We start from the raw sequence: 24,154 nt of genomic DNA on the forward strand, positions 1-24,154 counted from the left end.
TTTGTTGATATATCTACAACTGTCGGCAGTTATCCTAACACTGTGCCAGCTTTATTTGCAGAACTCCCACGGCCACCCAAGCGTATTGCCGCAGGAGTGGCGCATGTGCCAGCTTACTTATCCCCCAATATGCAGGCGGATCTAGTCGAGGCTGCGCGGCAAGTTAGTCGTGGCATGGCTCGCCCCACGCTGCCTTCCGGACAAATGAGTGTGTATATGCAGCCACTCGGCTATCGCTGGCAGGGCAATCTCAATAGCTATGAGCCCTCGCCGTTGCCTATGCCGCAGTGGGCGCGACAGCTCGGCAGGCAAGGGTTGCTGATGGCGTCGAAAAGCGCGCCGGAACTGTCGGGTTGGGTGAGGCGCTTTCGGCCGGAGATGCTTCTGATCAATTACTACCCGCCGGGTGCGAGGATGGGGATGCATCAGGATGCGGGGGAAGAATCGGAGGCACCAATTGTGTCAATCTCAATCGGGGATTCGGCACTGTTTCGCCTGGGTAATACAGAAAACCGCAACCGTCCGTGGTGTGAAATTCAACTGCTATCCGGTGACCTCCTCGTGTTTGGTGGAGAGCATCGGCGAGCATTTCATGGCGTGCCAAAGGTGTATGACGGCACAGCGCCGGAAGGTTGCGGCATTCGGGAGGGGCGGATCAATTTTACGATCCGCCAAGTAAATCTTTAGCCCTTGAGGTGGTCGTGGGCGGCATCTTGGGCGCGATCCACGTGCTGTTCATGTTGGCCACCGGTTTTTGCGTCAAGGGCATCGCCTGCCTTATCGACGACCTGGTCAGCCTTCTCGGGGTTTTTGGCTGCCATGTCCTTTGCCTTATCAAAAACGCTCATGGTGCTTACCTTTCGTTTCGGATGACTGGTACATGGTCCACGCTAGGGGCGCTGACGGGAGATCGCCACCTACTCTTTGGGACGGCGCGGTCATGAGCTGGTATTTTGCTCAAATCTCGATGGAAGTGAAACGGGAACGTAATGCGGTTGTGATTGGGTGACGTTGGATAGGGCATTAAAAAAGCCACGACCTTAACGGTCGCGGCTCGGTAGTGCGATGAGGCTTAGTGCGGCTGCTCAGGGGTCTCTTCCTGGGCTGGCGTGGCAGCGTGCTGGCCGTGCATCTTTTCCTTCGCCATTTGCTGGGCCTGGTCTACCTTGTCGGCATACTTGCCCTGCGTCTTGGAGTCGACGATGTCGCCGACCTTTTCGATGATCTCGTCGACTTTTCCGGGGTTCTTCTCTGCGAAGTCCTTAGCCTGGTCCATGATTCCCATGTCAATGCCTTTCGTTAGATGTAAGACTCATTCTAAGCTGTGGCGAGCCTGTCGGCTGGCTAATTGATTCAAGGGGTGGAACGCGTGTTCTAATTGTGAAGGCGGTGGGGTCCCGCCCGCCCACTAACATGGCAGACATGAACACAACCCTTAATGAACATGGCCTAGTTTCCTGCACTGATGGTCGGATTCGCCCGCAGTGGGCCCAGTCTTCCGACTTGCTGCGTGATTATTATGACAACGAGTGGGGCAGGCCCATCAGAACTGAAAATGAGGCTTTTGAACGGCTGGTGCTGGAAGGATTTCAAGCTGGCCTGTCCTGGGAAACCATCCTTAAAAAACGGCCAGCATTTCGAGCCGCCTTTGCCAATTTCGACGTGGACACCGTTGCCGGTTTCAACGCCAAAGACGTGGAAACACTACTAGCTAACCCAGGAATTATCCGAAATCGAAACAAGATCTGCGCCGCGGTCCACAACGCCGCCCGGGTACAAGAACTGCGTGACGACGGCGGTCTCCTTGCCTTCCTAGCCTTCTTTGCCCCCACGGATTGGGAACGTCCAACCCATGCGGAGACGGCTGCCACCGTGTCAAAAGAATCTGCGGCGATGGCGCGGGCCTTGAAGGAGCGAGGCTTTAAGTTTGTTGGCCCTACCATCTGCTTTGCGCTCATGGAGGCTACAGGTTTGATAAACAACCGCGTACTCGGCGCATCCGATCTATTGTAGGAACTATGACTGCAGCAACCCAAAAGACGGCACTCGTTACCGGAGCTTCTAGCGGTATTGGTGCGGCCACGGCGGAAGCACTTGCCAAGGACGGTTGGCACGTGTTCGTCGCTGCGCGTCGCGCCGATCGGATTAAAGAGGTGGCGGAGCGAATCGGAGGCACCGCCATTGAACTCGACGTAACAGATCTGGATTCCGTTGCCCGCATGGCCGAACAGATTGAGCAACTGGATCTACTGGTCAATAACGCAGGTGGCGCTAAGGGTCTCGATTCCGTAGCGGACGCAGACCTGGATGATTGGCGCTGGATGTATGAAACCAATGTCATCGGCACGTTAAATGTCACTCGTGCTCTGTTAGATGCGCTCATCGCCGCAGACGGCACGATCATCAACGTCGGCTCGGTCGCCGCGCTGAACCCGTATCCGGGAGGCGCTGGCTACAACGCCGCGAAGTTCGGTGTCCGCGCGATGACTTCGGTATTGCGCCAAGAAACCATCGATACTCCGCTGCGCATCACCGAAATCGATCCCGGCCGCGTCAAAACCGATTTCTCTCTCATCCGCTTTAAAGGCGATGCTGACAAAGCCGAGGAGGTCTACGCGGACAAACTCAACCTGACAGCAGCGGATATCGCTGAGACCGTGCGTTGGGTCGCTTCGCTGCCATCCCACGTCAATATTGAAAACATGACCATCAAACCAAAGGATCAGCTGTGATTGTTAGCACTACCAATAACATCGAAGGCCGCCAAATCGGTCAGTACATTCGGGTTGTCGCCGGGGAGACCATCGTCGGGATCAACGCTTTCAAGGACTTCACCGCCGGACTGCGCAACATCGTCGGTGGCCGCAGCGAAGCCTATGAAGGTGAAGCCCAGGCAGCTCGAGAGAACGCTCTCGCCGAAATGGTGCAGCGGGCAGCGGAGCTCGGCGCCGATGCTGTTGTCGGAGTTGCCCTGGACTACTCCACCATGGGACAGGCAAATAACATGCTGATGGTGAGCGCAACTGGAACCGCAGTGAAACTGGCGTAAGCTTTCCTTCCATGTATGACGTCGGAATCAAAGACGAAACCATCAAACTGGGTCAATTCATCAAATTGGCCAACCTTGTTGATACTGGCGGGGCAGCTAAGGAAGCTATTGCTGCAGGCCACATCACTGTGAATGGGGAAGTGGATACTCGCCGCGGAAAAACCCTTCGCCACGGAGACGTGGTGTGTCTCGGCGAGAATTGCGCCCGTGTTGTAGCCAGCGAGGACGATGATGACTTCTTCGATGAGGCAACCGCCAACGACGATTTCGACTACGAGAAGTGGAGGAACATGTAACCATGCCCGCCTTTGAAGCACGACATGGAATGCCGATCTGGGTGGAGCTGTCTACCTCGGATATCCGAAAAGCCTCCCACTTCTACTCAGAAATCCTGAGCTGGGAAATCGGTGATGAACAGGACTACCGTATGGCCCGCTGCCAGGGGCTACCGGTGGCTGGACTGGTACACCAAACTGAAGCCACTATGCCTGATATGTGGGTGACGTACTTCTACACCGAGAATCTAGAAAACTCGGTGGAGCGCGTCGCTGAACTCGGCGGCCGTGTAATCCTCGAACCTGCCCAAGTCTCCCGGGGAGAAATTGCGCTGTGTGTTGACCCAGCCGGCGCTGTCTTTGGACTCTTGGCCACCGATGAAGTCTTTGTTGCAGGCGGCGAGCCAGGCACTCCGGTGTGGCATGAACTCACCGCTACCACCAACTATGGCAAAGCAGTGGAATTCTATGAAGAACTCTTTGGTTGGGTGACCCAAGCTCTTGGTTCCGAAATCGCAGAGGGCAACGAGTTCAACTACACCACCGCCCTGGAAGATGGCGCACAGTTCGCTGGTATCTGGGATGCAAAGGGACAGTTCCCGCCCCAGGTACCGAGCTTCTGGCAGACCTACCTTGGAGTCGCGAACGTCGATGACGCTGCTAATAAGGTTACTGAGCTTGGTGGCACCCTCATTCGGGAACCATGGGACTCTGACTTCGGCCGGATGGCTCTGATTGCAGATTCCACGGGAGCCACCCTCACCTTGGCGCAGATCGCAGAACCCACGGAAGAAGGCAGAGAAGAAGACCCGCTCCAGGGCATTGATCTCAGCCAGTTTGGACTGTGACACCGCTGGCAGAAGCAGTAGTCGACTACGTCTCCGCCATTCCCCGTGGGCAAGTGGCAACCTATGGTGAAGTCGGCGCTGCCGTCGGCTGTGGGCCACGACAAGTCGGCCGCATCATGCGGGACTATGGCGGGATCACTTGCTGGTGGCGGGTTGTGCGTGCCGACGGCACCAGCGCTGTTGCAGACAGTGCTCGCCCACACTGGATCGCGGACGGACTACCCCTCACCGAAACCGGAGTGGACCTCCGCACCCTAGGCCAATAGCCAGCTCATAACCGGCGCAGTGCCCCAGGGAGCTCGTTCCTCCGACGAATCCGAAGCTTCCGATAAACGCGGGTGAGGTGGTATTCCACCGTTTTGACCGACAGGTACAACTCCGCTGCCACATCCCGGTTGGTCGCCCCCCGCGCGACCAACCGGGCAATCTCAAGTTCCTGTGGGGTGAGTTCCTCAGGTGCGTGATGTCGAGGCCCGAGCCCGACAGCGCGACGCTCTCGCAGCGCGCGCGACACAAAAGCATCCGCCCCCATCTCTGTGAACAGCTCTGTTGCTCGGCCAAACATCTCATCCGCGCGGCGACGCTGGCCAAAGCGGCGCAGCAGCTGCCCGTATTCAAAGACGATCCGGCTCTCATAAGCGGGGAGAGGGAGTGCAGAGATGCAGTCCACGGCGTCATCAAGCAAATGCATGGCTGCGCTAACCTCCCCCTGCTGAAACAGCACATTTCCGCGCGGTACGGCGAGTTTTGCGGTGAGTGAGGCGATGCCAGTTTCCAACGCCTCGGCCTCGAATTGCTCCAGCAGGGTGGTGGCGAGCTCGGTTTGGCCGTCGCGAAGCAATGCCTGGACGAAGACGTCTTCCCAAGGCCAAAAGCCGGGTGCATAGTCCGAGAGCGACGCGCGAATCTGCATGAGTTGTTCGCCTGCGCGCACGGCTCCTCTGACATCGTTTGCGAGGCTGGCAGAAGCCAATCTGCTCATATGGGAGGGCAGGCGCTGGATGGCAAAGGAGTCTTGGCCGAGGACCAGGCGGTTGGAATAGAACCGCGTTAGTTCCCGATCACCGCGATAGAGCGCAACATGAGCGCCAGTCCACAACAAGAGGGGCTTGAGCAGTGGAATGCCAAATTGTTCCGCCCGGAACAGACCGCGTTCTACTGCGGCGGAAGCTGCTGGCCAGTCGCCGAGCAGGAAATTTGCGCGGGCTAGCCAGGCATCCTGCCACAGCGCGATGCGCTCCGAGCCTTCTCCTTCGAAGCGCACTCGCAGCAGGTCTCGGGCCGAAATCGGGTCATCAAAAACCAGGCTGACCCAACCATGGGCCATGCTGAGGCGTTGCGCCTGAAAGGGCGCATCCGCGGCAGAACGCAGCGCCTCGGGGACGTGCGTGCGCGACAGTGCGGCGCTGCCAACCAGGGAGATCGCCGCTGCCTCAATGCCAGATTCATTAGCCGCAGGGCTCACCTCGCGGGTGCGCGCCGCCCAGGACACCACACCGGGTGCGTCCCAATCCGCAATAGACAGCAAGGTCATGCGTACTCCGAGTCGTGCGGCCACAACAGGATCTTCCGCAGCTAAGTCAGAAAACTGCTCTGCTAGGGGTTCCAACAGTGACTTTGCTTCAGCGCGGCGTCCCTCGTGCACGGCGATTCCACCCAGCATGGAATCGACTCGTTGGCTGTTCAAGCGGGGATCTACCCCAGAGGACAGCACACTGGCAGAGGCGATGTCTGAAGCTGAGATGACGGCTTCGACGGCGTCGAGACGCAGTTGCTGTCGCAGTCGCTGATTCGAGGCAAGCGCCGCAGCCTCATCAAAGTAGCGTCGGGCGAGCTGCCACGCGCCAAGCTCTCCAAGTTTGGTGCCGCGATCTGCGAGGAGGAGCGCGTAGGTATCGCGGCAGCCTACGGCGCTTAACGTCCGGTGGATCAACGCCTGATCGTCGCTGTTGTGGCGCGTGAAATAGTCGGCGGCGAGGCCGTGTAGTCGGGCTTGTCTGCCGGGAGAGAGTTGCTGCTGAATAACTGCGGTGTCGGTGGGATTTGTCACTGCGGCATGCAGGCCGGTGGAAGTGGGATAGACGTGCAGTATTGCCGCGTGAACCAGCTCATCCACTCCCTCAAGTTCGCGGTCCCCGGACAGCTCTTGAAGCAGGTCCAATGGGCAACTATCGCGGAAAACCCCTAAACATTCGAGCACGGAGTGCGCCTGCGGCGACAGCCCGTTAGTACGCGTGGCAAGGGACTGCTGCCAGCTCGGCGGCACTGGGATGGCAACGTCATCGTTGCGCCAATAGTCCAGGTTTCGGGTGGATAGCAGCTCGCGCACCCGGCCTGGTCTGCCACCCGACATCTCTAGCAGCCGGGTGCAGATGCTGGCAGAAAGAGATATACCGAGCAGGTTATATCCCACATCGTGCACCTCGGCCAGGGTCAGTGGCGGAAGGCTGATCGAATAGTCAGCAATGTGGGTGAGCGGTAGCGAGCTAGCGGACCCGTCCTCGGTGGCCACGCTCAGAATGAGGGCTAGGCGTCCTCGGCTCAGCCGGCGCGCCACGGTGGCGAGTTCGCGGATCGAGGCGTCATCGGCCCAGTGTGCATCGTCGATGACGATGAGGTGGGCAGCGGAATCGGCGTCGAGAAGCTCTTGGAGTGCATCTGATTTTTCGGTTCGGGGGCCGAGGAGATGCCGGATGACATTTCCGGAGTCCGCGCGCAGCCAGGGGAGTGCTGCGATGCGATGGGTGAACCACCCGGGGCATTGTTGAAGTAAGTGATGGAGGAAATCTCGCTTGCCGGAGCCGGCAGGGGCCGATAGCTCTACGATCAGCCCCTGACCCGGCTGCAGCTTTTGGATCCGCTCGGACAAGGCGCGGGGATCTCCAGAGATGGACAAAGCGTGAGCGTCATCCCTGGAGTGAATCATTGTTGGATTTTAACAATAAAGTTCCGCGTCATGGGCTGATTTAGCGGCGATTAACCTTGGTCGCCGCCCGCCACCGGCAATACTGAACCAGTGATGTAGGAGGCCTCATCTGACGCCAAGAAGCAGATCGGAGCGGCCTGTTCCTCCAAAGTGCCGTAGCGCCCCATCACGGTTGATTCGATCGTTTGGTCTACGATCTGCTGGTACCACTGCTTTTGCTGCTCATCTTCCGGACTCGGACCACGCTTGACCTTGCGTTCCGGTGCGAGAGTGCCGCCAGGCGCGGTGGCTACTACCCGGATGTTGTGCGGTGCGGCCTCCTTTGCCAGTGCGGAGACGATCCCATTCACGCCACCCTTCGCCGCGGCATAGGGAACCCGGTTCACGCCGCGGGTGGCGCAGGAGGACACATTGACGATGGTGCCGGAACCGTTCTGGATCAGAACTGGCAGCACCGCCCGGGTCACCCACAGCGTGGGAAAGAGACTGCGGTCAATTTCCTTGGTAATCTCTTCCGGGCTGTACTCCTCAAAAGGCTTCGCCCAGATGGTGCCGCCGACGTTGTTGATCAGCGTGTCTGCGCCACCAAGTTCCGTGCGCGCTGCCGCTGCTACCGCCTCGGCACCGGCATAAGTCTCCAGGTCTGCGGTAATCGCGGTGACCTCTCCCGCGCCAACGGATTCCAATTCGCTGCGGACATCCAGGACCAAGTCCGCACGATCCACCAGTAGCAGGCTCGCATCCTCATAAGCTAGCCGCTTGGCAACGGCATAGCCGATGCCCTGCGCTGCACCCGTGACTACGACGCGCTTTCCCGCAAAACGACGCGGGGTGAATATCGTCGGGCTTCCTTCGACGCCGTCACCAACTGGGACGTGGCCTTTGTCCGTGGTGCTCATCAGGCAGAAACCTCCGCTGGAGCTTTCTCGGAAGCGAGGGAGGCCGTGTTGGAGAACTTCTCGTAGTAGAAGTTCTGCGGCGGATTCGGCTGCTCGTTCAAGTAGGTGCGCACGGCTTCCACCATTGGCGGTGGGCCACACAGGTATACGTCGGCGTTGCCATTGTGCAGGTGTTCCTCAGTCATGTGGTCGGTAACATAGCCTTTGCGCTCCGCCGTGGAATCCGGGTCAGCAACGACAACGAAGTAGTCAAAGTCCGGGAGTTTTTCCTTAAACGCGTCGAGCTGAGCCAGTTCCACTACGTCGTGGTCAAAGGTTGCGCCGTAGATCAGGCGTACCGGTACGTCGAGAAGCTCATCACTCGCCAACTTGTGCAGGATGGAGGTGATCGGTGCCAGTCCGGTGCCACCGGCCAACAACAGGATCGGATCCAGTGGCTCACGAAGGAAGAAGGAACCCATCGGGCCGGACAGAGTGAGTTGATCGCCTACCTGGGCGCGTTCATCGAGGTAGGTGGACATGAGGCCGCCCGGGGTGATCTTGACTAGGAAGCTGGCATCGCTGCCGTCCGGGTCGGAGCTGAAGGAGTAGGAGCGGGTCTCCTCGGTGCCGGGCACGGTGATGTTCATGTACTGGCCTGGCAGGAAGTGCAACTGTTCGCGGTTCTTGATGTCCACGCTGAAACCGACGGTGGATTCGGAATAGCGCTCGAGGCGAGAGATGGTGCCAGTGAAATCCTGGGCGCCGGTCTTTGCCAATTCAGAGGTGGTAGCGATTTGCAGGACGACGTCGGACAGCGGCGTCATCTGGCAGGGCAAGCAGTAACCCTCGGCTACTTCGGCGGCGGTGAGTGCGTCATCGATGTACTCGCCGTCCTCGTAGTCACCGGCTTCGCAGAAGGCCTTGCAGGTACCGCAGGCGCCGTCACGGCAGTCGAATGGGATGTTGATTTTCGCCTGGTAGGCGGCATCGGCAACGGTTTGGTCTTCGGCGCAATCGATGAACTTAGTGATGCCGTCTTCAAAGGCGAGCGCAATCTTGTGATTAGACATGTGGGCCTCCTAGACCATGTAGACGTCGACGATGTGGTGGATGTAGTCGTTTTTGAGCACAATCTTCTTCCGCTTGATCAGCGGGGCGTCCGTGGTGGTGTCCAAGGTGAGGAAGGTGGTGCCGAAGTACACATCTGTGGTGTTGTACCGGTAGTAGTAGTTGGCCCAGTTATGGCGAACGTCGACCTCGTTCTCGCGGGTTTCCAAGATCTCCACATTGGTGATGTTGTGGCCGGTACGCGGTTCTGGCAGCGAGGTTGCTGAGGAGCGCTCGGTGCGGATACGGAAAATGCGATCCTCGAGTCCGCCACGGTTGGGGTAGTACATAAGGGAGATTTCACGCTGCGGATCTTCGGTCAGCTCGCCATTGTCGTCCCAGGCGGGCATCCAATAATCGACGTCCTCGTGGTACAGCTCGAGCCAGGCTTCAAACTCGCGGTCGTCGAGAAGCCGCGCCTCGTGATAGAGGAATTGTTCAATGTCGGTGTGGGTGAGTTCGGTGCTCATGGTTCCTCCTAAAAGTTGATCGTGGGCTGGGCTTATCGACGGCGACGGCGACGCGGTGCCTCGGCTTGCTGGGTGCTGGTAGCGGCTGCCTTAGCGGCCGAGAATTTCTGAGTGGCGGCGAACGCTGCCGCATCGTCCGCGGTTGCCTTGTCGGCTTGCCCGTCACGCTCCACGGCATCCAACATGATTGATTCCCAGTAGCCGTGCTGGATCGGGTAGAGGCCCTCGTCTTCGGTGCGTGCGCCGGAGGACAGCACTTCCGTCATGCCGAGGCCTTGGGCTACATCGTCAGGGCCGTTCTGCTGGTGGCCGAGGCCTCGGGTCATGTCATTCCACGGGAATGCGGAGGCCTGGTAAGTCTTCTGGCAGGAGCGGAATTCCTCGAGGTCATCTGGGGTGGCCATGCCGGTGGCGTTGAAGAAGTCCTCGTATTGGCGGATGCGGTTGGCGCGAGCGGCTTCAGATTCGCCCTTCGGTGCGATGCAGTAGATAGTGACTTCGGTCTTATCTACATCGATCGGGCGAATGTGGCGGATCTGGGAGGAGAACTGGTCCATGATGTAGACGTTCGGGTAGAGACAGAGGTTGCGGGAAGCGCCGACCATGAATTCGCCGATGTTCTCCCCGAACTGCTCTTTGAGTTCTTCCTTGCGCTCATACAGTGGGCGGTCTGCTGGGTTTCCCCACCACATCCACAGCAGTAGGTGGCCGTGGGGGAAGGAGTAGTAGCCGCCGCCCTGTTTGCCCCACGTGCCGGCATCCATGGCCTTAGTGGCGTTCTTGGACTCGCCGGTGGAGCGACGCGAGGTGGTGGCGGCGTAGTTCCAGTGGGTGGAGGAGACGTGGTAGCCGTCGGCACCGTTCTCGGTCTGGAGCTTCCAGTTGCCGTCGTAGGTGTAGGTGGAGGAGCCGCGAAGCACCTCGAGGCCTTCAGGCGACTGGTTTACCAGCATGTCGATCATGGTGCGGGCATCTCCCAGATGCTCTTCCAGTGGCACCACGTCGGGATTGAGGGATCCAAAGAGGAAGCCGCGGTAGGACTCGAAGCGGGCGACGCGGCGCAGGTCGTGGGAGCCGTCGGTCCGGAAGTTTTCTGGATACGCACCGTCCTTTTCATCCTTGACCTTGATTAGGGAGCCATCGTTGGAGAAGGTCCAACCATGGAATGGGCAGGTCAGGGTGGTGCGGTTATCCGTCTTGCGGCGGCAGAGCATTGCGCCGCGGTGGGAACATGCGTTGATGAGTGCGTTGAGTTCGCCGTCCTTGGAGCGAGTGATCACGATCGGCTGGCGGCCCATATAGGTGGTGAAGTAGTCACCCGGGTTCGGGATTTGAGACTCGTGCGCCAAGTAGATCCAGTTGCCTTCGAAGATGTACTTCATTTCGAGTTCGAACAGTTCGGGATCAGTGAAGATGGCGCGGTTGACGCGCACGATGCCCTGGTCTGGCTCGTTCTGCAGTGCAGTGGAGATCAGATTCCTGCTGTCAGTATGGCTGGTTGACATGGAAGCCTTCCTTCTTCGTTGGGATGAGTTCGGAGCCCGAAATTCGGGTTCAGGGGCGAGTGCCCAGTCCACGTTTGACGTGTCCGATGTTTCAATAATCCATACAAATGATGTAGGTCACACTAGGGACTTCCCTAGGGTTGTCTAGGGGTTGGACGTGCGCTAAATGGACGTTCGTTCACTTAGCGTCCATTTACCTGGAGAAATGGGGGACTTTTCCATCTCTTTGGCGTGAAACGGGCTTTTGGGGCCGATTTTGACGGTTGACTTAGCCCGTGACCTGAAGCACAGTACCTATCAAGTGATTTGAGGGTCACAGGCGCTGTGGCTTCTCACTCGCACCCCAACCACCCAGCCACCACTTCTCACCCACCGAAAGGTCACTGACATGACTCAGGCAGAGATCAACCCAACCGCACACGCCTCTGGCAACGCGGCTACCGACAAGTTCAAGTCAGATCGTGTTTCCGCCGATACCTCCAAGGAGCGCGCGAACGCGATCTACACTGACCTCCTCGCGGCTATCGCTAAGGTTGCTCACGATCACCAGGTCACCTACGACGAGTACCGCGTGCTAAAGCAGTGGATGATCGACGTTGGCGAATATGGCGAGTGGCCACTGTGGCTGGACGTTTTCGTGGAGCATGAGATCGAAGAGATCAACTACAACCGCCACGAATACACCGGCACCAAGGGCTCCATCGAAGGCCCGTATTACGTTGAAAACGCGCCACAGCTCCCGGCCGTGTGCGAGATGCCAATGCGTGAACAGGACAAAGTACAGCAGCCACTGATTTTCCAGGGCCAGGTCACCGACGTGGATGGCAAGGGCCTCGGCGGAGCCACCGTCGAGCTGTGGCACGCAGACTCCGAGGGCTACTACTCTCAGTTCGCGCCAAACATTCCAGAATGGAACCTCCGTGGCACCATCGTCACCGATGAAGAGGGCCGTTACCAGATCAAGACCCTGCAGCCGGCTCCGTACCAGATCCCGTCCGATGGACCTACCGGCTGGTTCATTGATTCCTACGGCGGACACCCATGGCGCCCAGCTCATCTGCACCTGATGGTCAAGGCCCCAGGCCACCGCAGCATCACTACTCAGCTGTACTTCCGCGGTGGTGACTGGACTGATAATGACGTCGCAACCGCAGTAAAGCCAGAATTGCTGCTTGATCCAAAGGAAGACGGCAACGGCAACAACGTGGTCGATTACTCCTTCGCGTTGGACAAGGAAGACTAACCCACACTTCCCAGCCCCTCCCATAAACAATGGGATGGGGCTACCGTCGTTTTGATGCACATGAAGGAGACAATGTGGCCGATTTGACCATTACGCGGGTAAATACGCGCATTCTTGATGTTCCCCTCATCCGCCCGCATGGCTTTGCCACCACTACCGCGGTCGCGCAGCCGATTCTGTTGGTTACCGTTGTGACCGAGGCAGGCGTGCAGGGTTACGGTGAAGGTGTGGTGCCCGGCGGCCCCTGGTGGGGCGGGGAATCCGTAGAAACCATGAAGGCCATCATCGACGGGTACCTGGCCCCCGTCATGATCGGGCGGCAGCTCAACGAGCTGGCAGGCATCCTCGCTGACTTTGAAAAAGTGGTTGCCAATGATCGTTTTGCCAAGGCAGCCTGCGACGTTGCGATCCATGATGCCTGGGCCCGCTCCCTTGGTATCCCAGTGCGCGACCTTTTGGGTGGTGCCGTTCGTGACAAGATCGATGTCACCTGGGCGCTGGGCGTACTGCCCCTCGACGAAGCGGTCGCGGAAATCGAGGAGCGCATCGCGGATTATGGGCATCGTTCTTTCAAACTCAAGATGGGTTCCGGGGATCCGGCCGTCGATACGCAGCGCTTGGTCGACCTCGCTGCAGCGGTGGGGAACAAGGTGTCCCTGCGCATCGACATCAACGCGCGCTGGGACCGTCTCACCGCCCTGCACTATCTGCCGCGGCTTGCCGACGCCGGGTTCGACCTTTTCGAGCAGCCCACGCCGGCACACGATTACCACACCCTGCGGGAGATCACCCAGCGAGTAGGCGTGCCGGTCATGGCGGATGAATCCGTATGCAGCCCGGCGGACGTGCTCAAGGTGATAGAGATGCAAGCTGCGGATGTAGTTGCACTCAAGACCACCAAACTCGGCGGTTTGCGGGAATCCATGAAGGCCGCCGCCATTGCAGAAGCAGCCGGCCTGGCCTGTCACGGCGCGACTTCGCTGGAAGGGCCATTTGGTACGGCTGCCTCGCTGCACTTTGCCTGCGCCACCCCAGCGGTATCCTACGGTTCCGAACTGTTCGGTCCCTTACTGCTGTGCGAAAGCTACACCACTGCTGACCTGGTCTACGCGGACGGCACCGTCACCCTGCCGGAAGGACCCGGCCTGGGACTCGAGCCCGACTGGGACAAGATCAACCACTTCACTAGAAAATAAAGGAGCGCCACCATGGCACTGTTTCACTGCCACATGATCGTCAATCTCCCAGCCGATATGGATCCGGAGCTGCGGGCTGACCTGATGGCTCGTGAGCGAGCCTACTCTCAACAACAGCAGGGATCGGGAAAATGGCCGGAGATCTGGCGTATCGCAGGCGAGTACGCCAACATTTCCATCCTGAACGTTGCGGATGCGGACGAACTCCACGAGATCCTGTCCGGCCTACCGATGTTCCCCTATATGGACATTAAGGTCACGCCGCTGGCGAAGCACCCCAACGACGTCAAATAGCAACCACGCTCGCTCCCCTAGGAAATACCTGCCTAGGGGAGCTTCTTCCTGTCTAAGGCAGCGGCCGTAGCGCAACCGAAGAGCAAGCCCCAAAATGGGGCGGTGATCCCCAACAAAGTGAGGTTAGCCACCGTCACGAGGAAACACACCAGCGCGCCCGTGGTAGCTGCACCCGAAAACGCGGCCACAAAGGCGTTCTTGAGTGGCACCAGCATGGCAACCCCTGCCAGCGTAGCGATGAATGCCCCTGGCATGGCCAACATGAACCCCACCATCACCGGTGCCAACAGTCCGATAAGGATAGCGCCACTACCGGTGACCAAGGCTGCGGTGTAGTGGCGTTTAGGCTCGGGGGCGCTGCAGATAATAGCGTTTGTCGGACCGGTTAGGCAGGTGGGAGAAGTGCCCAGCACGCCCACCAGGATTGACCAGATACCGCTGGCAGCTGCCGAAAGGTTAGGGCCTTGGTGGTGTCGCGACGCCGAGAGCACTGCAGTGCCCTGGCCGTTCTGCACGATCACTACAGTGATCGCTAGCGGGATCACCAGTTCAATCAAGGAGTTTGCGCTGAACTCGGGTCGAAATAGCATCGGCTTGGCGATGATCCCGTTAGCAAGCGCCCCGCTCGAGAATTCCCCAGTAACTAGCGCCAACAGCGTGCCGAGGACCGCGGCCACCGCAACAGGTGGAGCGTATTTCCCTAGTTTGGGCAGCGCGGATAGCGCCACGAATACGGCAATCATTGGCAGCGCGATGATAGGTGCACTGCGCGCAGCACCGATCAGATCTAAACCGAACCTTAGGAAAATGCCCGCCACCATCGCCATCACAATCGTGGGTGGGAGCGCCGTCATGATGCGCCCGATGAGACCAGACCATCCCAGCGTGAATACCACCAGACCGGTGACCAAGTATGCTCCGATGACCTCGGCGAAGCTCAAATGCGTGAGAGCGTCGCCCACCAACACCGTGCCCGGGATGGTCCAAAAATATGCTTGCGGGGACCGATACAGGTAGGTGAGCAGCACCGTCAGGATGCCGTTGCCAAAGAAGGCTCCGAAAATCCAAGAGGCGGTCTGTTGCCCGCTGAGGTTTCCCGCGGAGGCAGCCTGCAAGATCACCGCGATGGCCCCTGAGGCGGAAAAGAGCAGCGCAACTAGGCCGACCCCTATCTCTTGAATACCAAGATCCCGGCGAACCTCCTGCCAACTTGGGCGGGGTAAGGTCGGCTTCTCGACGGCAAGCAGCGGCCATATGCGGGCCATGAAGCGACTCCTTTAGGGCGGGATTAGCTGGCTAGGTGGGCTTCGATGAGCCGGTTCACCTGTTCCGGTTGTTCCAGATTTGGCAGGTGCGCGGCGGGCGAGAGTTCGGCATAGTGCGCGTCGGGGATCGCGTCAGAGATTTGTCGCACTACAGCCGGCGCGGTGGAGGGGTCTTCCGTGCCGGCGATAACAAGCGTTGGTACCGCAATTTGTGGCAGTTCGGCATGGAAGTCCCAGTTGGCAAGTGCCTCACAGGCCAGGGCGTAACCTTCTGCTGGGGTACTTTCGATCATGGCGCGGTAATACATCCGAGAAGCGGGGTGCTGCTGTAACCAGGTCGGGGAGAACCAGCGATCCACCACGGCGTCGGAAAGCGCAGCCACCCCGCCGGTTCGGACGGTATCAGCCCGATCCGCCCAGCCAGCTGGCTCGCCAAACTTTGCGGCGGTACAGATGAAGACCGCACGCTCCACGTTGTCATCAAAGCGGGCCAGCCACTGTGCGACGGCGCCTCCCAGAGAAAGGCCGACTACGTCGTATTTCTCGACGCCGATAGCGCGCAATGTCGTTTGGACATCCTCGGCTAGCTCCGCGACGGTGGGAGAGCCGGCCACGAGAGGAGAAGAGCCGTGACCGCGGTGATCGAGCGCGATGGTGCGCCTCGATGCGCTGAAATGGTCTAACTGTGGCAGCCACATTGCGGTATCCGAGCCCAAAGAGCCGAGAAAGACCAGTGGGGTGCCGCCGGTGCCGAATTCTTGTACGTGCAGGATTGCCATTTGTTCTCCTTAACTCTTAGTTGTTTTCCGCTTCGAAGACAGCCGCTAGGCCCTGTCCGCCACCGATGCACATTGTGGCCAGGCCGTAGCGGCCTTGGCGCCGTTGCAGCTCATGCGCCAGTGTCACGACCATCCGGGCTCCGGTCGCCCCCACCGGATGGCCGAGAGAGATGCCCGATCCGTGCGGGTTAAGCCGTGGATCCGAGGGGGATAGCTCGAGCTCTGCGAGCACCGCTAGGGCCTGCGCGGCGAAGGCCTCATTGAGCTCGATGACATCCATGTCAGCCAAGGTCAGGTTCAAGCGCTCAAGTACCTTCTTCGTTGCTGGTACTGGGCCGATGCCCATGGTCTCCGGAGGAACTCCTGCCACTGCCCACCCCGCCAGTCGTGCAACTGGGTTGAGCCCCAGTTCGGCTGCGCGGTCGCGGGTACAAACGATCATCGCGGCAGCGCCGTCGTTTTGACCAGAGGCGTTACCGGCAGTCACGGTGCCGTCCGGCAGGATTGCTCCGAGCTTGGCTAGCTTTTCGCTGGTGGTGCCGGGGCGCGGGTGTTCGTCGGTACTGAGCTGCTGCGGTGGATCCTGAGGCTTTCGGCCGGGGACAGAGACGGGGACGATTTCTTTGGCGAAAACCCCCGACTCTTGTGCTTGAACGGCGCGCTCATGTGAGGTAGCCGCCATAGCATCCTGGGCCTGACGTTCAATGGAGTACTCACGCTGGAGGTTTTCTGCGGTTTCGATCATGCCGCCTGGGACGGGATGATTTTTGCCGCCAGCGGTCACGCGAGCTTCTGCTAATCGGTCCTTGAACTCCATGGAACCGCCCTTGGTGCCCCAACGCACGTCCCCATCTACTGTGTATTCAGTGCGGGACATGGATTCCGCGCCACCAGCGATGATGAGGTCAGCGGCGCCAGCAGCAATATGGGCAGCTGCGGTTGCGATGGCCTGCAGCCCCGAACCGCAGCGCCGATCCAACTGCATGCCAGGAACTGAGGTTCCAAGCCCGGCATCCAGAGCAACGATGCGTCCTAAGGCAGGAGCTGCACCATTGGGAGAGGCCTGGCCGAGGATGACGTCGTCGATATGCTTGGCGTCTAGGCCGGTTCGCTTCAGGATCTCCTGAACAACGGGAACGGCGAGGTCTTGGACGTTGACCTGGGAAAATTGACCACCGTAACGGCCAACTGGGGTGCGCAGTGGGCTGACGATGACAATGTCGCTGGGAGTGGAATTCAACGGAGCTGGCCTTTCTAGATTTTAAGGTGATGCGGTTTTCAGGTCGGCAGAGATGGCGCGGGCGGTGTTGAGGAGCTCGGGGATGACCTGGTGGGTGAGCTCCCCGGCGTCGCGAAGCGCACTCTGGGTAGAGATGTTGATCGCGGCAATGACATCCCCGGTAGGGGAATAGATGGGTGCAGCGACGGAGCGCAGCCCAGGTTCTAACTCTTGATCCACGATGGCGAATCCCTGGTCTTTCACCAGCGCCAGTTCTGCCTTAATGTCCGCGGGGCTGGTTTTGGTGCGGGAAGTGAGGGCGTCGAAATCGGCGACCGCGAGGAATTTATTTAGTTGATCCTCTGGGAGAGCAGCGAGCAGGACGCGCCCCATGGAGGTAGCAAAGGCTGGGAAGCGGGTGCCGATGGTGATCGACACCGTCATGATCTTGCGCACCGGAACGCGGTTGACGTAGACCACGTCGGCACCGTCGAGAACAGACAGGGAGCTAGATTCGCCCAGAGTGCGGGAGAGCTGTTCGAGTCGGGGTTGTGCGATTGTGGGTAGTTCGAGCCCAGAGAGATAAGAGAATCCCAGTTCTAATACTCGCGGGGTGAGCCAAAACGCCGTGCCATCCGTTCCTGCGTACTCGAGGGAAACCAGGGTGTGGAGGAAGCGTCGGGCGGTAGCACGGGCTAATCCGGTGACCTCGGCTACTTCGCTGAGGGTTTGTTTTGGGCGCTCGCCGTTAAAGGAACGAATGACGGCGAGACCACGAGCCAAAGATTGAACTGTGGTGGTGTCGGGGCTGCTCTCGGGAGCAGGTTTGGGGTTCACTGGATCTCCTTAAGACCGCTGATGTTCGCAGTGTGAACTAGTGTGCAATATATGAACATCAGTGTACACTGCGGATTATGATTGACAAGACATATTCATCAGCAAGTGATGCGGTAGTGGAAATCCCTGACGGGGCATCGATAGCAGTGGGCGGGTTTGGGCTGGTAGGGATACCTGCCATCCTTATTGACGCGCTCCGTGAAGTTGGGTCTACGAACCTTACGATCATCTCCAACAACTGTGGTACCGATGGGCACGGCCTCGGAAAACTACTCGAACATGGACGGATTTCCCGGACTATCGGCTCATATATTGGCGCTAATAAGGAATACGCTCGCCAGTACCTAGCTGGCGAAATCTCCGTGGAGTTCACGCCGCAGGGCACCTTGGCGGAACGGATGCGCGCAGGCGGGGCTGGAATTCCGGCGTTCTACACCACTGCTGGAGTTGGCACGCAGGTCGCTGAGGGAGGATTGCCGGTGCGCTACAACTCGGATGGCAGCGTGGCAGAGGTGTCCCAGCCTAAAGAGACACGCGAATTTAACGGCGAACTGTATGTGATGGAAGAGGGTATCCGGGCGGACTTCGCGCTCGTGCATGCCAAGCGGGGTGACAAATTCGGCAACCTGTCCTTCTATAAGACCGCGCAGAATTTCAATCCAGACGCAGCGATGTCCGGAAAGATCACCATCGCCCAGGTAGAGGAACTCGTAGAGACGCTGGACCCCGATGAGGTGGATCTACCTGGAATTTACGTGCAAAAGGTTGTGCATGTTGGCCCACAAGAGACCGGAATCGAGAATAGGACGGTGAGCAAGTAATGGCTTGGGATCGTAACCAGATGGCGGCTCGCGTGGCCAAGGAGCTGCGGAACGGGCAGTACGTCAACCTGGGCATCGGCATGCCGACTCTCGTACCCGGTTACCTACCGGAGGGGCTAGATGTGGTGCTCCACTCCGAAAATGGCATCCTCGGTGTTGGTCCCTACCCGACAGATGAGGCCGTGGACCCAGAGCTGATTAACGCCGGTAAAGAGACCATCACCGCTACCACCGGCGCCTCCTTCTTCTCGTCGTCGGATTCCTTCGCGATGATCCGTTCCAAGTCCATCGACGTTGCAGTGCTGGGCGCTATGGAAGTCTCCCAATTCGGTGATCTAGCTAACTGGATGGTGCCCGGCAAACTTGTCAAAGGAATGGGTGGGGCCATGGACCTAGTACACGGCGCAGGCACGATCATCGTGATGACAGATCATGTGACCAAGAAGGGGCAGTCGAAAATCCTCAAGAGCTGCACCCTGCCGCTGACCGGCGCGAAGTGCGTGGACATGATCGTCACCAGCCATGCGGTGTTCGCTGTGGACGCGAACAAGGGCTTGACGCTCCTCGAGCTTGCCGACGGCGTAAGCCTGGCGGAGCTCCAGTCCATCACCGAGGCGGAATTCGAAGTTGCTTGCTAGTTTCCCCGCAAGAACTCGGCCACTGCTTGGATCTCTGCGCGGGCAGCGGCTGGGGTCTGAATCCAGTCGCCGTTCGGTCGGGTAAGCAGGTAGTTATCGAACCCGGCGTCTTCTACAGCTGGGCACCCTTCGGATAGCCCCCAAGCAGTGTCCGAAAAGGACTTCGCTGCTGCTACTTGATTCGTAGCAAGAATGGTTGTGCCAGACAGTTGCGCTGCTGCGGCGACAAGCGGGAACCAGTAATTCTCCGTAGCCGGGCCTGCAGGGCGACCCCAGGAAGCCACCGCCGTGCGAGTGTTGGGCTGTGAGGGCGTGAAAACAGTGCCCAGCTCATGTTCGGACATGGTGATGCCCGCGGAATAGAGCACGCCGGGCATTTCATGATCCGCGGCGGAGCCCAGCTGCATCATTGCAGCATGGGTGAGGCGATCGGGAAGACGGGCCAGCCAATCTTCGAGATCTTTCACAGGGTAATGCGCCTGGAAATACCAGTCGATTTGCTCGAACTGTTCCTGGTCACTGAGCTTGCGATCCTGGCCACCAACCACAAAATCTTCCATACACTGAGTATATGCTCTCCTTCGTCTCCGCCATCGGCCCGCTAACCCTCGTTTCCTCCGGCAATGGCATCCAGCACGTTCGTTTCTGCACAGCGGAAACCTGCGAGCCCACCACTTGGGAGCAACAAGCCCGGGCGGAGATCGAAGAGTACTTGGCGGGCAAGCGAGAAAAATTCACCGTGCCGCTGGATCGCCCGGAACCGAAGAACTTCCGGCAGGAGGTGCAGTGGGCGTTGGCGTCGATAAGCTTTGGCGAGGTTAAAACCTATGGTCAGCTTGCTGCCGAGCTTGGGCGTCCCGGGGCGGCCCGAGCCGTTGGGACAGCGTGTGCGAGAAACCCACTGCCAATTCTGGTGCCCTGCCATCGGGTCTTGGCGAAGAGCGGACTAGGAGGATACCTTGGCGGATTATCTGCGAAAGGTTTCCTGCTCGACCTGGAGCGCATAGACTGGCACGCATGAGCCGCGTAGCAGAAATCCTCCCAGCAACCTTGACACCAAGCAAGGAAGAAATGCTGCAAGCCTGGATGCCAGGATTCACGGAACTCGGCGCGTTTCGGCTGGTAGACCCAGCGGGCGAAGTTGGTATCGACTTTGTTATTGGCAACGATGATGAGGGGCGTTTAGTCCAGCTGCCCGTCACTTATCGCAGCGAGGCACTGTCTAGCGGGCAGGTGGGCACCATGGAGCACAGCGCGCTCGGAACCCGCTACGTTACTAAGGCGATTCACGACCCAGTAGCGGTAGGGGAGATCGTGCGCGTCATCCTCGCCGGAGACACCGAAGCTGAGCGTAGCGACGGCAAGGCTCAGGCCATGCACATCCAAGGCACCGGCCAGACCCCGTCCACTGAAATCACTGACGTGGCCATAGAGAATGCCTCCGAAGAGCGCGTCCTTGCCAGCGCGAAAGTCAACGGCGTAGGACGTTCCTTTGAACTACGTGTTTCGCGCCGACTCCTCCCCGCAAAATACCTGCGTGCATCCCGCGTCCCATCTCCGCGACACATCAGCGGCACTCTGATCGAATCTGGAGACCAATTCGTGGTGGCTGAACTGATCTGGCGCGATCTGTAGTGATTTGACTCGGTGATTCTAAAACGGTGCCATTGGGCCGCTAAACCAGAATGAGCCCCGAAATATCGCAAGTATGACAATCGTCAATGCGAAACCCAAGAAAACGCTCGGAATCGTGATAAGTGCGGCCTGTGTAGCAAGGTATTTTCGCATTGTCTTCGGACCCGCGCCGATGTCATCGAGGCAGCGACGATCCGTGCGAGATTCCGCGGCGGCGAGCACAAGCACCATAGCGATGATCGAGACAATGAACAGGACTCCGAGGCCCACCATTAGTAGCGTGACTGTGAGCAGGCTCTTGTTTTCATTTGCTGCACCGATTTCCATGCCACTGGTTTGGCTGAGTCGATGCAATTTGAGCTGTTGAATCGTAGTAGGGCTATCCGGAAACAAGCTAGCCACATACTTACTCTTTTCACCGGAGTCTGGTCGAGCACTCAGTTTTCCCGGCGCAGCGATTCCCAATTCAGAAGCCTTGATAGTCTCGCCTGCCTGCAGTTTTTCTCGTGCAGCCTTCCGACTTTCTGGATCGATCACTAGCATGTCTACAATCGCTGGGTCGGCCACTATGTCGTAGGCGTAAATGCCCAATGGGTACCAAGCAGTTCCACCGGAATCATACGAGTAATCTTCTGTTGCGTAGATATCGACTCGAGGCCCGAAGTCTTCTTCGAGCGCTGTCAGTAATGGGAGAAAATTCTCCTGCGATGTCACGGGGACGTTGGCCTTAGCGATCACTCCATTGCTAAGGCCTTGATTAGGATTCATGAAACCTGGTAGCGCAATGCTGAGGACTCCGATGGCGATGGATGTGGCGGTGATCGATGCGATGGCTGCTGACGTCCGCTTGTGGTTGCGTTCAGCGTCTCGAATCGACATTGCGGTCACACTAGGCACGTGTTTGGCCAGCGCAGCAAGAATGCCAATTATCCATGGTCCGCACAGGGCCGCGCCAAGGCAAGCAACCGGCATTCCTAAAAACGGGCCAATGCTCGGTTCGAGAAGGACCAAGCACCCGAAGACAAGGATGCTTGGTCCAAGCCAGCGCTGCCAAGTGCGCAGGGCGCCTCGTTGGGAGCCTCGCAAAGCTATTTGTGCGGATGACAATGCACTGGCCAGTGTGAGTGCAACAAAGATCAGTCCTGTGTCCCAGGCCCATTGAACCTTTTCATCGATAAAGAAGTACCCGGTGGCGGCAGACAGTACTCCCGAAGCGAAGAGACCTAATCCGCCGCCGGCTATGCCGAGGAGCAGTGCCTCCCAACGGAGTATGGCATCGATGCGGGATTTCCGTGCGCCGATGAAGTCCAATTGTTGTTGGATGCGGCGTAGACGAGTGTGTGCCATCACAAACAAAGGAGCGCTCAGTGCCGCGACGATGATTGTCATGAGAGCAAACAGGGAGAGCAGCATTGTGGCGGAGAATCCGCTTGCGAAAAAGCCCACTATGAAGCGGGAAAGGCGGGGCGGTAGAGGTTGGCCTTCTTCGACAAAGATGCCGCTAAACGTTGGGTCACCCGCGGCCACCCGTTCAGTTGTTGCCCACCACACGTCATCGTCAAGACCTAATTGGGCGCCGTCAGCCACATTGGCCACTATGTTATCTGGGTAGCGCAGGTCATAGACCGTTAACGCGGCAGTGCCGATGTCGACGGTATCGCCGACAGATAGTCCCAGGGCGCGGGCGACACCGCGCGAGATAATCACCGTGCCGGGAGGCGGGGCATCAGCATAGTCATGCGCAGTGACCCATTGGTTTACTGACTCGCCGTTGGCAGAAGCAGCGGTTTGGCCACGGTATACCCGGTGGAAATCTTCCCGCGGCTGCGTAGCGTTGTTCGCATAGGTATACACATTTTCCGGATACTCCTCGAGGTACACGGCGGTGTGGACCAGTGATAGGAACGTGGTGAGGATGAGCGTAGGCATCGCCAAGAGGAGTATCGCGACCAGTGAGCGTTTCCAATGCTTGACGATGTCACGTCGTGCTAGCCGGATCATTGCAGTTCACCGTCCTTCAACCGCACCGTTCGGTCGGCGTAGGCTGCCAGTCGAGGTTCGTGTGTGACCATCAAACCGGATGAGCCCTCGTCGACGCGGTTCCTGATGAGGCGCATCACAGCATCGGAATTCGCTGTGTCCAAAGCACCTGTCGGTTCGTCGGCGAGGATTACGGAGCGTGGCCCGATAAAAGCGCGGGCAATTGCGGTACGTTGGCGTTCGCCACCAGAAACTTCGTCGGGGAACTGCTCAGCTATTTCCCCCAGACTGAGCTTTTCCAGCTCTGCCAAAGCCTGCTTCCTCGCTGAGCGGTGACCAGCGAGTTCAAGTGGCAATGCGACGTTTTCGACAATCGTCAGGGTATCGATGAGGTTGTAATCCTGGAAGACGAATCCGAGTCTGTCGCGACGTAAATCAGCTCGTTGATTGCGGTCCAGCGTAGAGCAGTCGATGTCGCCAATAAGCACGCGCCCTTTAGTGGGTGTTTCGAGCAACCCCGCGATGCGCAACAAGGTGGTTTTGCCGGCTCCCGACGGCCCCATGACGGCGACGAGTTCGCCCGGGCTGACTTCGAGAGTGACATCGCGAAGCACTGTGCGGGTGTTGGATCCGTCACGGAATTCTTGAGTAATGCTTTCCAGTTTCATGCTTGCTCCTCTAAGTAGTCGAGCCAGCGGGCCTCGGCTTCGAGGTTAAAAATGTGCCGCTGTTTCAGTAGATCGGCGGTGCCTTCGGACGGGGTACGAGTTAATTCACGAAGTTTTGCCATATTCGCAGCGCGTTGAGTTTTGATTAGCGTGCTGCGATCCTTTGCGATCGCCATTTTGATCACCAGTTCATCGCGGTCATCGGCGGGCTTTTCGACGGCCATCGACCACCATTCCCGCAATGCTTGATTGCCGGCTGGGGTGATGCTGAAAATGTCGGCCTTACCATCGCGGCCAGTGACTTCGATCAACTTATCGCGTTGGAGTCGCTTGACTGTTTGGTAGACCTGACCGATATTGAGTGGCCAGGTGTGATTCGTGCGCTCATGAAAAGTGGCCTGCAGCTGGGCAGATCCTTGCGGTTGCTCGTCGAGGAGGCTCAATAGTGCATATTTGATGGACATTCGCTACTACCTCCTTACCAAGTAAGTTACTCGGTAAGTTAGTGGATATCAATG

At 58.6% G+C, this 24,154-nt stretch carries 27 protein-coding genes and 2 pseudogenes; 14 read left to right on the forward strand and 15 right to left on the reverse strand.

The annotated features are described in order from the left end of the window. Positions 1-42: 42 nt before the first annotated feature. Complete coding sequence (locus tag WG936_RS08770; RefSeq protein WP_339564173.1) at positions 43-687, forward strand: alpha-ketoglutarate-dependent dioxygenase AlkB family protein; 645 nt, start codon at positions 43-45, stop codon at positions 685-687. Here WG936_RS08770 and WG936_RS08775 read toward each other — a convergent pair. Both WG936_RS08775 and WG936_RS08780 read right to left on the reverse strand, forming a co-directional pair. Further along, on the reverse strand, positions 684-848 hold the full coding sequence (locus WG936_RS08775) for an antitoxin (RefSeq protein WP_339572698.1): 165 nt from the start codon (positions 846-848) through the stop codon (positions 684-686). The two genes, WG936_RS08770 and WG936_RS08775, sit on opposite strands and share 4 nt — an antisense overlap. A 224-nt stretch (positions 849-1,072) precedes the next feature. Beyond that, positions 1,073-1,285 (reverse strand): antitoxin, encoded by a 213-nt coding sequence (locus WG936_RS08780; protein ID WP_339564171.1) that lies wholly within the window; start codon positions 1,283-1,285, stop codon positions 1,073-1,075. A gap of 137 nt (positions 1,286-1,422) precedes the next feature. On the opposite strand from WG936_RS08780, the pseudogene WG936_RS08785 reads away from it, so the two are divergent. The 6 genes and pseudogenes from WG936_RS08785 to WG936_RS08810 form a co-directional block, all read left to right on the forward strand. After that, a pseudogene (locus tag WG936_RS08785) lies at positions 1,423-1,929 on the forward strand (DNA-3-methyladenine glycosylase I); the annotation flags it as partial. Between the two features lie 89 nt (positions 1,930-2,018). Continuing rightward, positions 2,019-2,732: an SDR family oxidoreductase gene (locus WG936_RS08790; protein ID WP_339564169.1), complete on the forward strand. Its 714-nt coding sequence runs from the start codon at positions 2,019-2,021 to the stop codon at positions 2,730-2,732. After that, positions 2,729-3,049 carry a heavy metal-binding domain-containing protein gene (locus WG936_RS08795; RefSeq protein ID WP_339564168.1) on the forward strand — a complete coding sequence of 107 codons (321 nt, stop codon included), beginning with the start codon at positions 2,729-2,731 and terminating at the stop codon, positions 3,047-3,049. Before WG936_RS08790 ends, WG936_RS08795 begins: the two co-directional genes overlap by 4 nt. 11 nt (positions 3,050-3,060) lie before the next feature. After that, entirely contained in the window at positions 3,061-3,345 is a 285-nt protein-coding gene (locus WG936_RS08800) for an RNA-binding S4 domain-containing protein (protein ID WP_339564167.1), read from the forward strand. A 2-nt stretch (positions 3,346-3,347) separates the two neighbouring features. Continuing rightward, positions 3,348-4,172, forward strand: coding sequence for a VOC family protein (locus WG936_RS08805; protein ID WP_339564166.1), 825 nt, complete (start codon positions 3,348-3,350; stop codon positions 4,170-4,172). Beyond that, entirely contained in the window at positions 4,169-4,438 is a 270-nt protein-coding gene (locus WG936_RS08810) for an MGMT family protein (RefSeq protein ID WP_339564165.1), read from the forward strand. Before WG936_RS08805 ends, WG936_RS08810 begins: the two co-directional genes overlap by 4 nt. 5 nt (positions 4,439-4,443) lie before the next feature. On the opposite strand, the gene WG936_RS08815 is transcribed toward WG936_RS08810, so the two are convergent. The 5 genes and pseudogenes from WG936_RS08815 to benA form a co-directional block, all read right to left on the reverse strand. Further along, a complete protein-coding gene (locus WG936_RS08815; protein WP_339572700.1) occupies positions 4,444-7,098 on the reverse strand; it encodes a helix-turn-helix transcriptional regulator in 2,655 nt (884 codons plus the stop codon). A gap of 50 nt (positions 7,099-7,148) precedes the next feature. After that, complete coding sequence (locus WG936_RS08820) at positions 7,149-7,997, reverse strand: 1,6-dihydroxycyclohexa-2,4-diene-1-carboxylate dehydrogenase (RefSeq protein WP_339564163.1); 849 nt, start codon at positions 7,995-7,997, stop codon at positions 7,149-7,151. A gap of 23 nt (positions 7,998-8,020) precedes the next feature. After that, positions 8,021-9,049: pseudogene (gene benC, locus WG936_RS08825) on the reverse strand (benzoate 1,2-dioxygenase electron transfer component BenC); the annotation flags it as partial. A 9-nt stretch (positions 9,050-9,058) separates the two neighbouring features. Further along, complete coding sequence (gene benB / locus WG936_RS08830) at positions 9,059-9,556, reverse strand: benzoate 1,2-dioxygenase small subunit (protein ID WP_339572701.1); 498 nt, start codon at positions 9,554-9,556, stop codon at positions 9,059-9,061. A 32-nt stretch (positions 9,557-9,588) separates the two neighbouring features. After that, a complete protein-coding gene (gene benA / locus WG936_RS08835; protein ID WP_339564161.1) occupies positions 9,589-11,061 on the reverse strand; it encodes a benzoate 1,2-dioxygenase large subunit in 1,473 nt (490 codons plus the stop codon). Between the two features lie 388 nt (positions 11,062-11,449). Between benA and catA the strand changes: the two genes are divergently transcribed. The 3 genes from catA (at position 11,450) to catC (ending at position 13,794) form a co-directional block, all read left to right on the forward strand. After that, complete coding sequence (gene catA, locus WG936_RS08840; protein ID WP_339572702.1) at positions 11,450-12,304, forward strand: catechol 1,2-dioxygenase; 855 nt, start codon at positions 11,450-11,452, stop codon at positions 12,302-12,304. A gap of 74 nt (positions 12,305-12,378) precedes the next feature. Continuing rightward, positions 12,379-13,500, forward strand: a complete 1,122-nt coding sequence (locus tag WG936_RS08845; RefSeq protein ID WP_339572703.1) for a muconate/chloromuconate family cycloisomerase — start codon at positions 12,379-12,381, stop codon at positions 13,498-13,500. 12 nt (positions 13,501-13,512) lie between these two features. After that, on the forward strand, positions 13,513-13,794 hold the full coding sequence (gene catC / locus WG936_RS08850; RefSeq protein ID WP_339564158.1) for a muconolactone Delta-isomerase: 282 nt from the start codon (positions 13,513-13,515) through the stop codon (positions 13,792-13,794). A gap of 32 nt (positions 13,795-13,826) precedes the next feature. Here the strand turns inward: catC and WG936_RS08855 are convergent, their stop codons facing one another. Genes WG936_RS08855 through WG936_RS08870 form a run of 4 tightly spaced genes read right to left on the reverse strand, consistent with a single transcriptional unit; the run spans position 13,827 to position 17,894 of the window. Then, a complete protein-coding gene (locus WG936_RS08855) occupies positions 13,827-15,059 on the reverse strand; it encodes a benzoate/H(+) symporter BenE family transporter (RefSeq protein ID WP_339572704.1) in 1,233 nt (410 codons plus the stop codon). Between the two features lie 23 nt (positions 15,060-15,082). Next, positions 15,083-15,838: a 3-oxoadipate enol-lactonase gene (gene pcaD, locus WG936_RS08860; RefSeq protein ID WP_339572705.1), complete on the reverse strand. Its 756-nt coding sequence runs from the start codon at positions 15,836-15,838 to the stop codon at positions 15,083-15,085. Positions 15,839-15,854: 16 nt separating this feature from the next. Continuing rightward, entirely contained in the window at positions 15,855-17,078 is a 1,224-nt protein-coding gene (locus WG936_RS08865; protein WP_339572706.1) for an acetyl-CoA C-acetyltransferase, read from the reverse strand. A 21-nt stretch (positions 17,079-17,099) separates the two neighbouring features. Continuing rightward, complete coding sequence (locus WG936_RS08870) at positions 17,100-17,894, reverse strand: IclR family transcriptional regulator domain-containing protein (RefSeq protein ID WP_339572707.1); 795 nt, start codon at positions 17,892-17,894, stop codon at positions 17,100-17,102. 77 nt (positions 17,895-17,971) lie between these two features. Between WG936_RS08870 and WG936_RS08875 the strand changes: the two genes are divergently transcribed. Continuing rightward, entirely contained in the window at positions 17,972-18,715 is a 744-nt protein-coding gene (locus WG936_RS08875) for a CoA transferase subunit A (protein WP_339564153.1), read from the forward strand. After that, positions 18,715-19,353 carry a 3-oxoacid CoA-transferase subunit B gene (locus tag WG936_RS08880; protein WP_339564152.1) on the forward strand — a complete coding sequence of 213 codons (639 nt, stop codon included), beginning with the start codon at positions 18,715-18,717 and terminating at the stop codon, positions 19,351-19,353. Before WG936_RS08875 ends, WG936_RS08880 begins: the two co-directional genes overlap by 1 nt. Here WG936_RS08880 and WG936_RS08885 read toward each other — a convergent pair. After that, on the reverse strand, positions 19,350-19,913 hold the full coding sequence (locus WG936_RS08885) for a hypothetical protein (protein WP_339564151.1): 564 nt from the start codon (positions 19,911-19,913) through the stop codon (positions 19,350-19,352). The two genes, WG936_RS08880 and WG936_RS08885, sit on opposite strands and share 4 nt — an antisense overlap. A gap of 11 nt (positions 19,914-19,924) precedes the next feature. On the opposite strand from WG936_RS08885, the gene WG936_RS08890 reads away from it, so the two are divergent. Together WG936_RS08890 and WG936_RS08895 are read left to right on the forward strand one after the other, a co-directional pair. Further along, the gene (locus WG936_RS08890; protein WP_339572708.1) at positions 19,925-20,374 is read left to right on the forward strand and encodes a methylated-DNA--[protein]-cysteine S-methyltransferase; all 450 of its coding nucleotides are present in this window, start codon (positions 19,925-19,927) and stop codon (positions 20,372-20,374) included. Next, positions 20,371-20,988, forward strand: coding sequence for a CG0192 family protein (locus tag WG936_RS08895; protein WP_339564149.1), 618 nt, complete (start codon positions 20,371-20,373; stop codon positions 20,986-20,988). The genes WG936_RS08890 and WG936_RS08895 overlap by 4 nt, the downstream gene beginning before the upstream one ends. Before the next feature lie 18 nt (positions 20,989-21,006). Here the strand turns inward: WG936_RS08895 and WG936_RS08900 are convergent, their stop codons facing one another. Genes WG936_RS08900 through WG936_RS08910 form a run of 3 tightly spaced genes read right to left on the reverse strand, consistent with a single transcriptional unit; the run spans position 21,007 to position 24,100 of the window. After that, on the reverse strand, positions 21,007-22,989 hold the full coding sequence (locus WG936_RS08900) for an FtsX-like permease family protein (protein WP_339572709.1): 1,983 nt from the start codon (positions 22,987-22,989) through the stop codon (positions 21,007-21,009). Further along, the gene (locus WG936_RS08905) at positions 22,986-23,636 is read right to left on the reverse strand and encodes an ABC transporter ATP-binding protein (RefSeq protein ID WP_339564147.1); all 651 of its coding nucleotides are present in this window, start codon (positions 23,634-23,636) and stop codon (positions 22,986-22,988) included. Before WG936_RS08905 ends, WG936_RS08900 begins: the two co-directional genes overlap by 4 nt. Beyond that, positions 23,633-24,100 (reverse strand): PadR family transcriptional regulator, encoded by a 468-nt coding sequence (locus tag WG936_RS08910; protein ID WP_339564146.1) that lies wholly within the window; start codon positions 24,098-24,100, stop codon positions 23,633-23,635. The genes WG936_RS08905 and WG936_RS08910 overlap by 4 nt, the downstream gene beginning before the upstream one ends. Between the last annotated feature and the right edge of the window lie 54 nt (positions 24,101-24,154).

The organism is Corynebacterium sp. H127 (assembly GCF_037482665.1).
In the GTDB taxonomy this organism is placed as follows: domain Bacteria; phylum Actinomycetota; class Actinomycetes; order Mycobacteriales; family Mycobacteriaceae; genus Corynebacterium.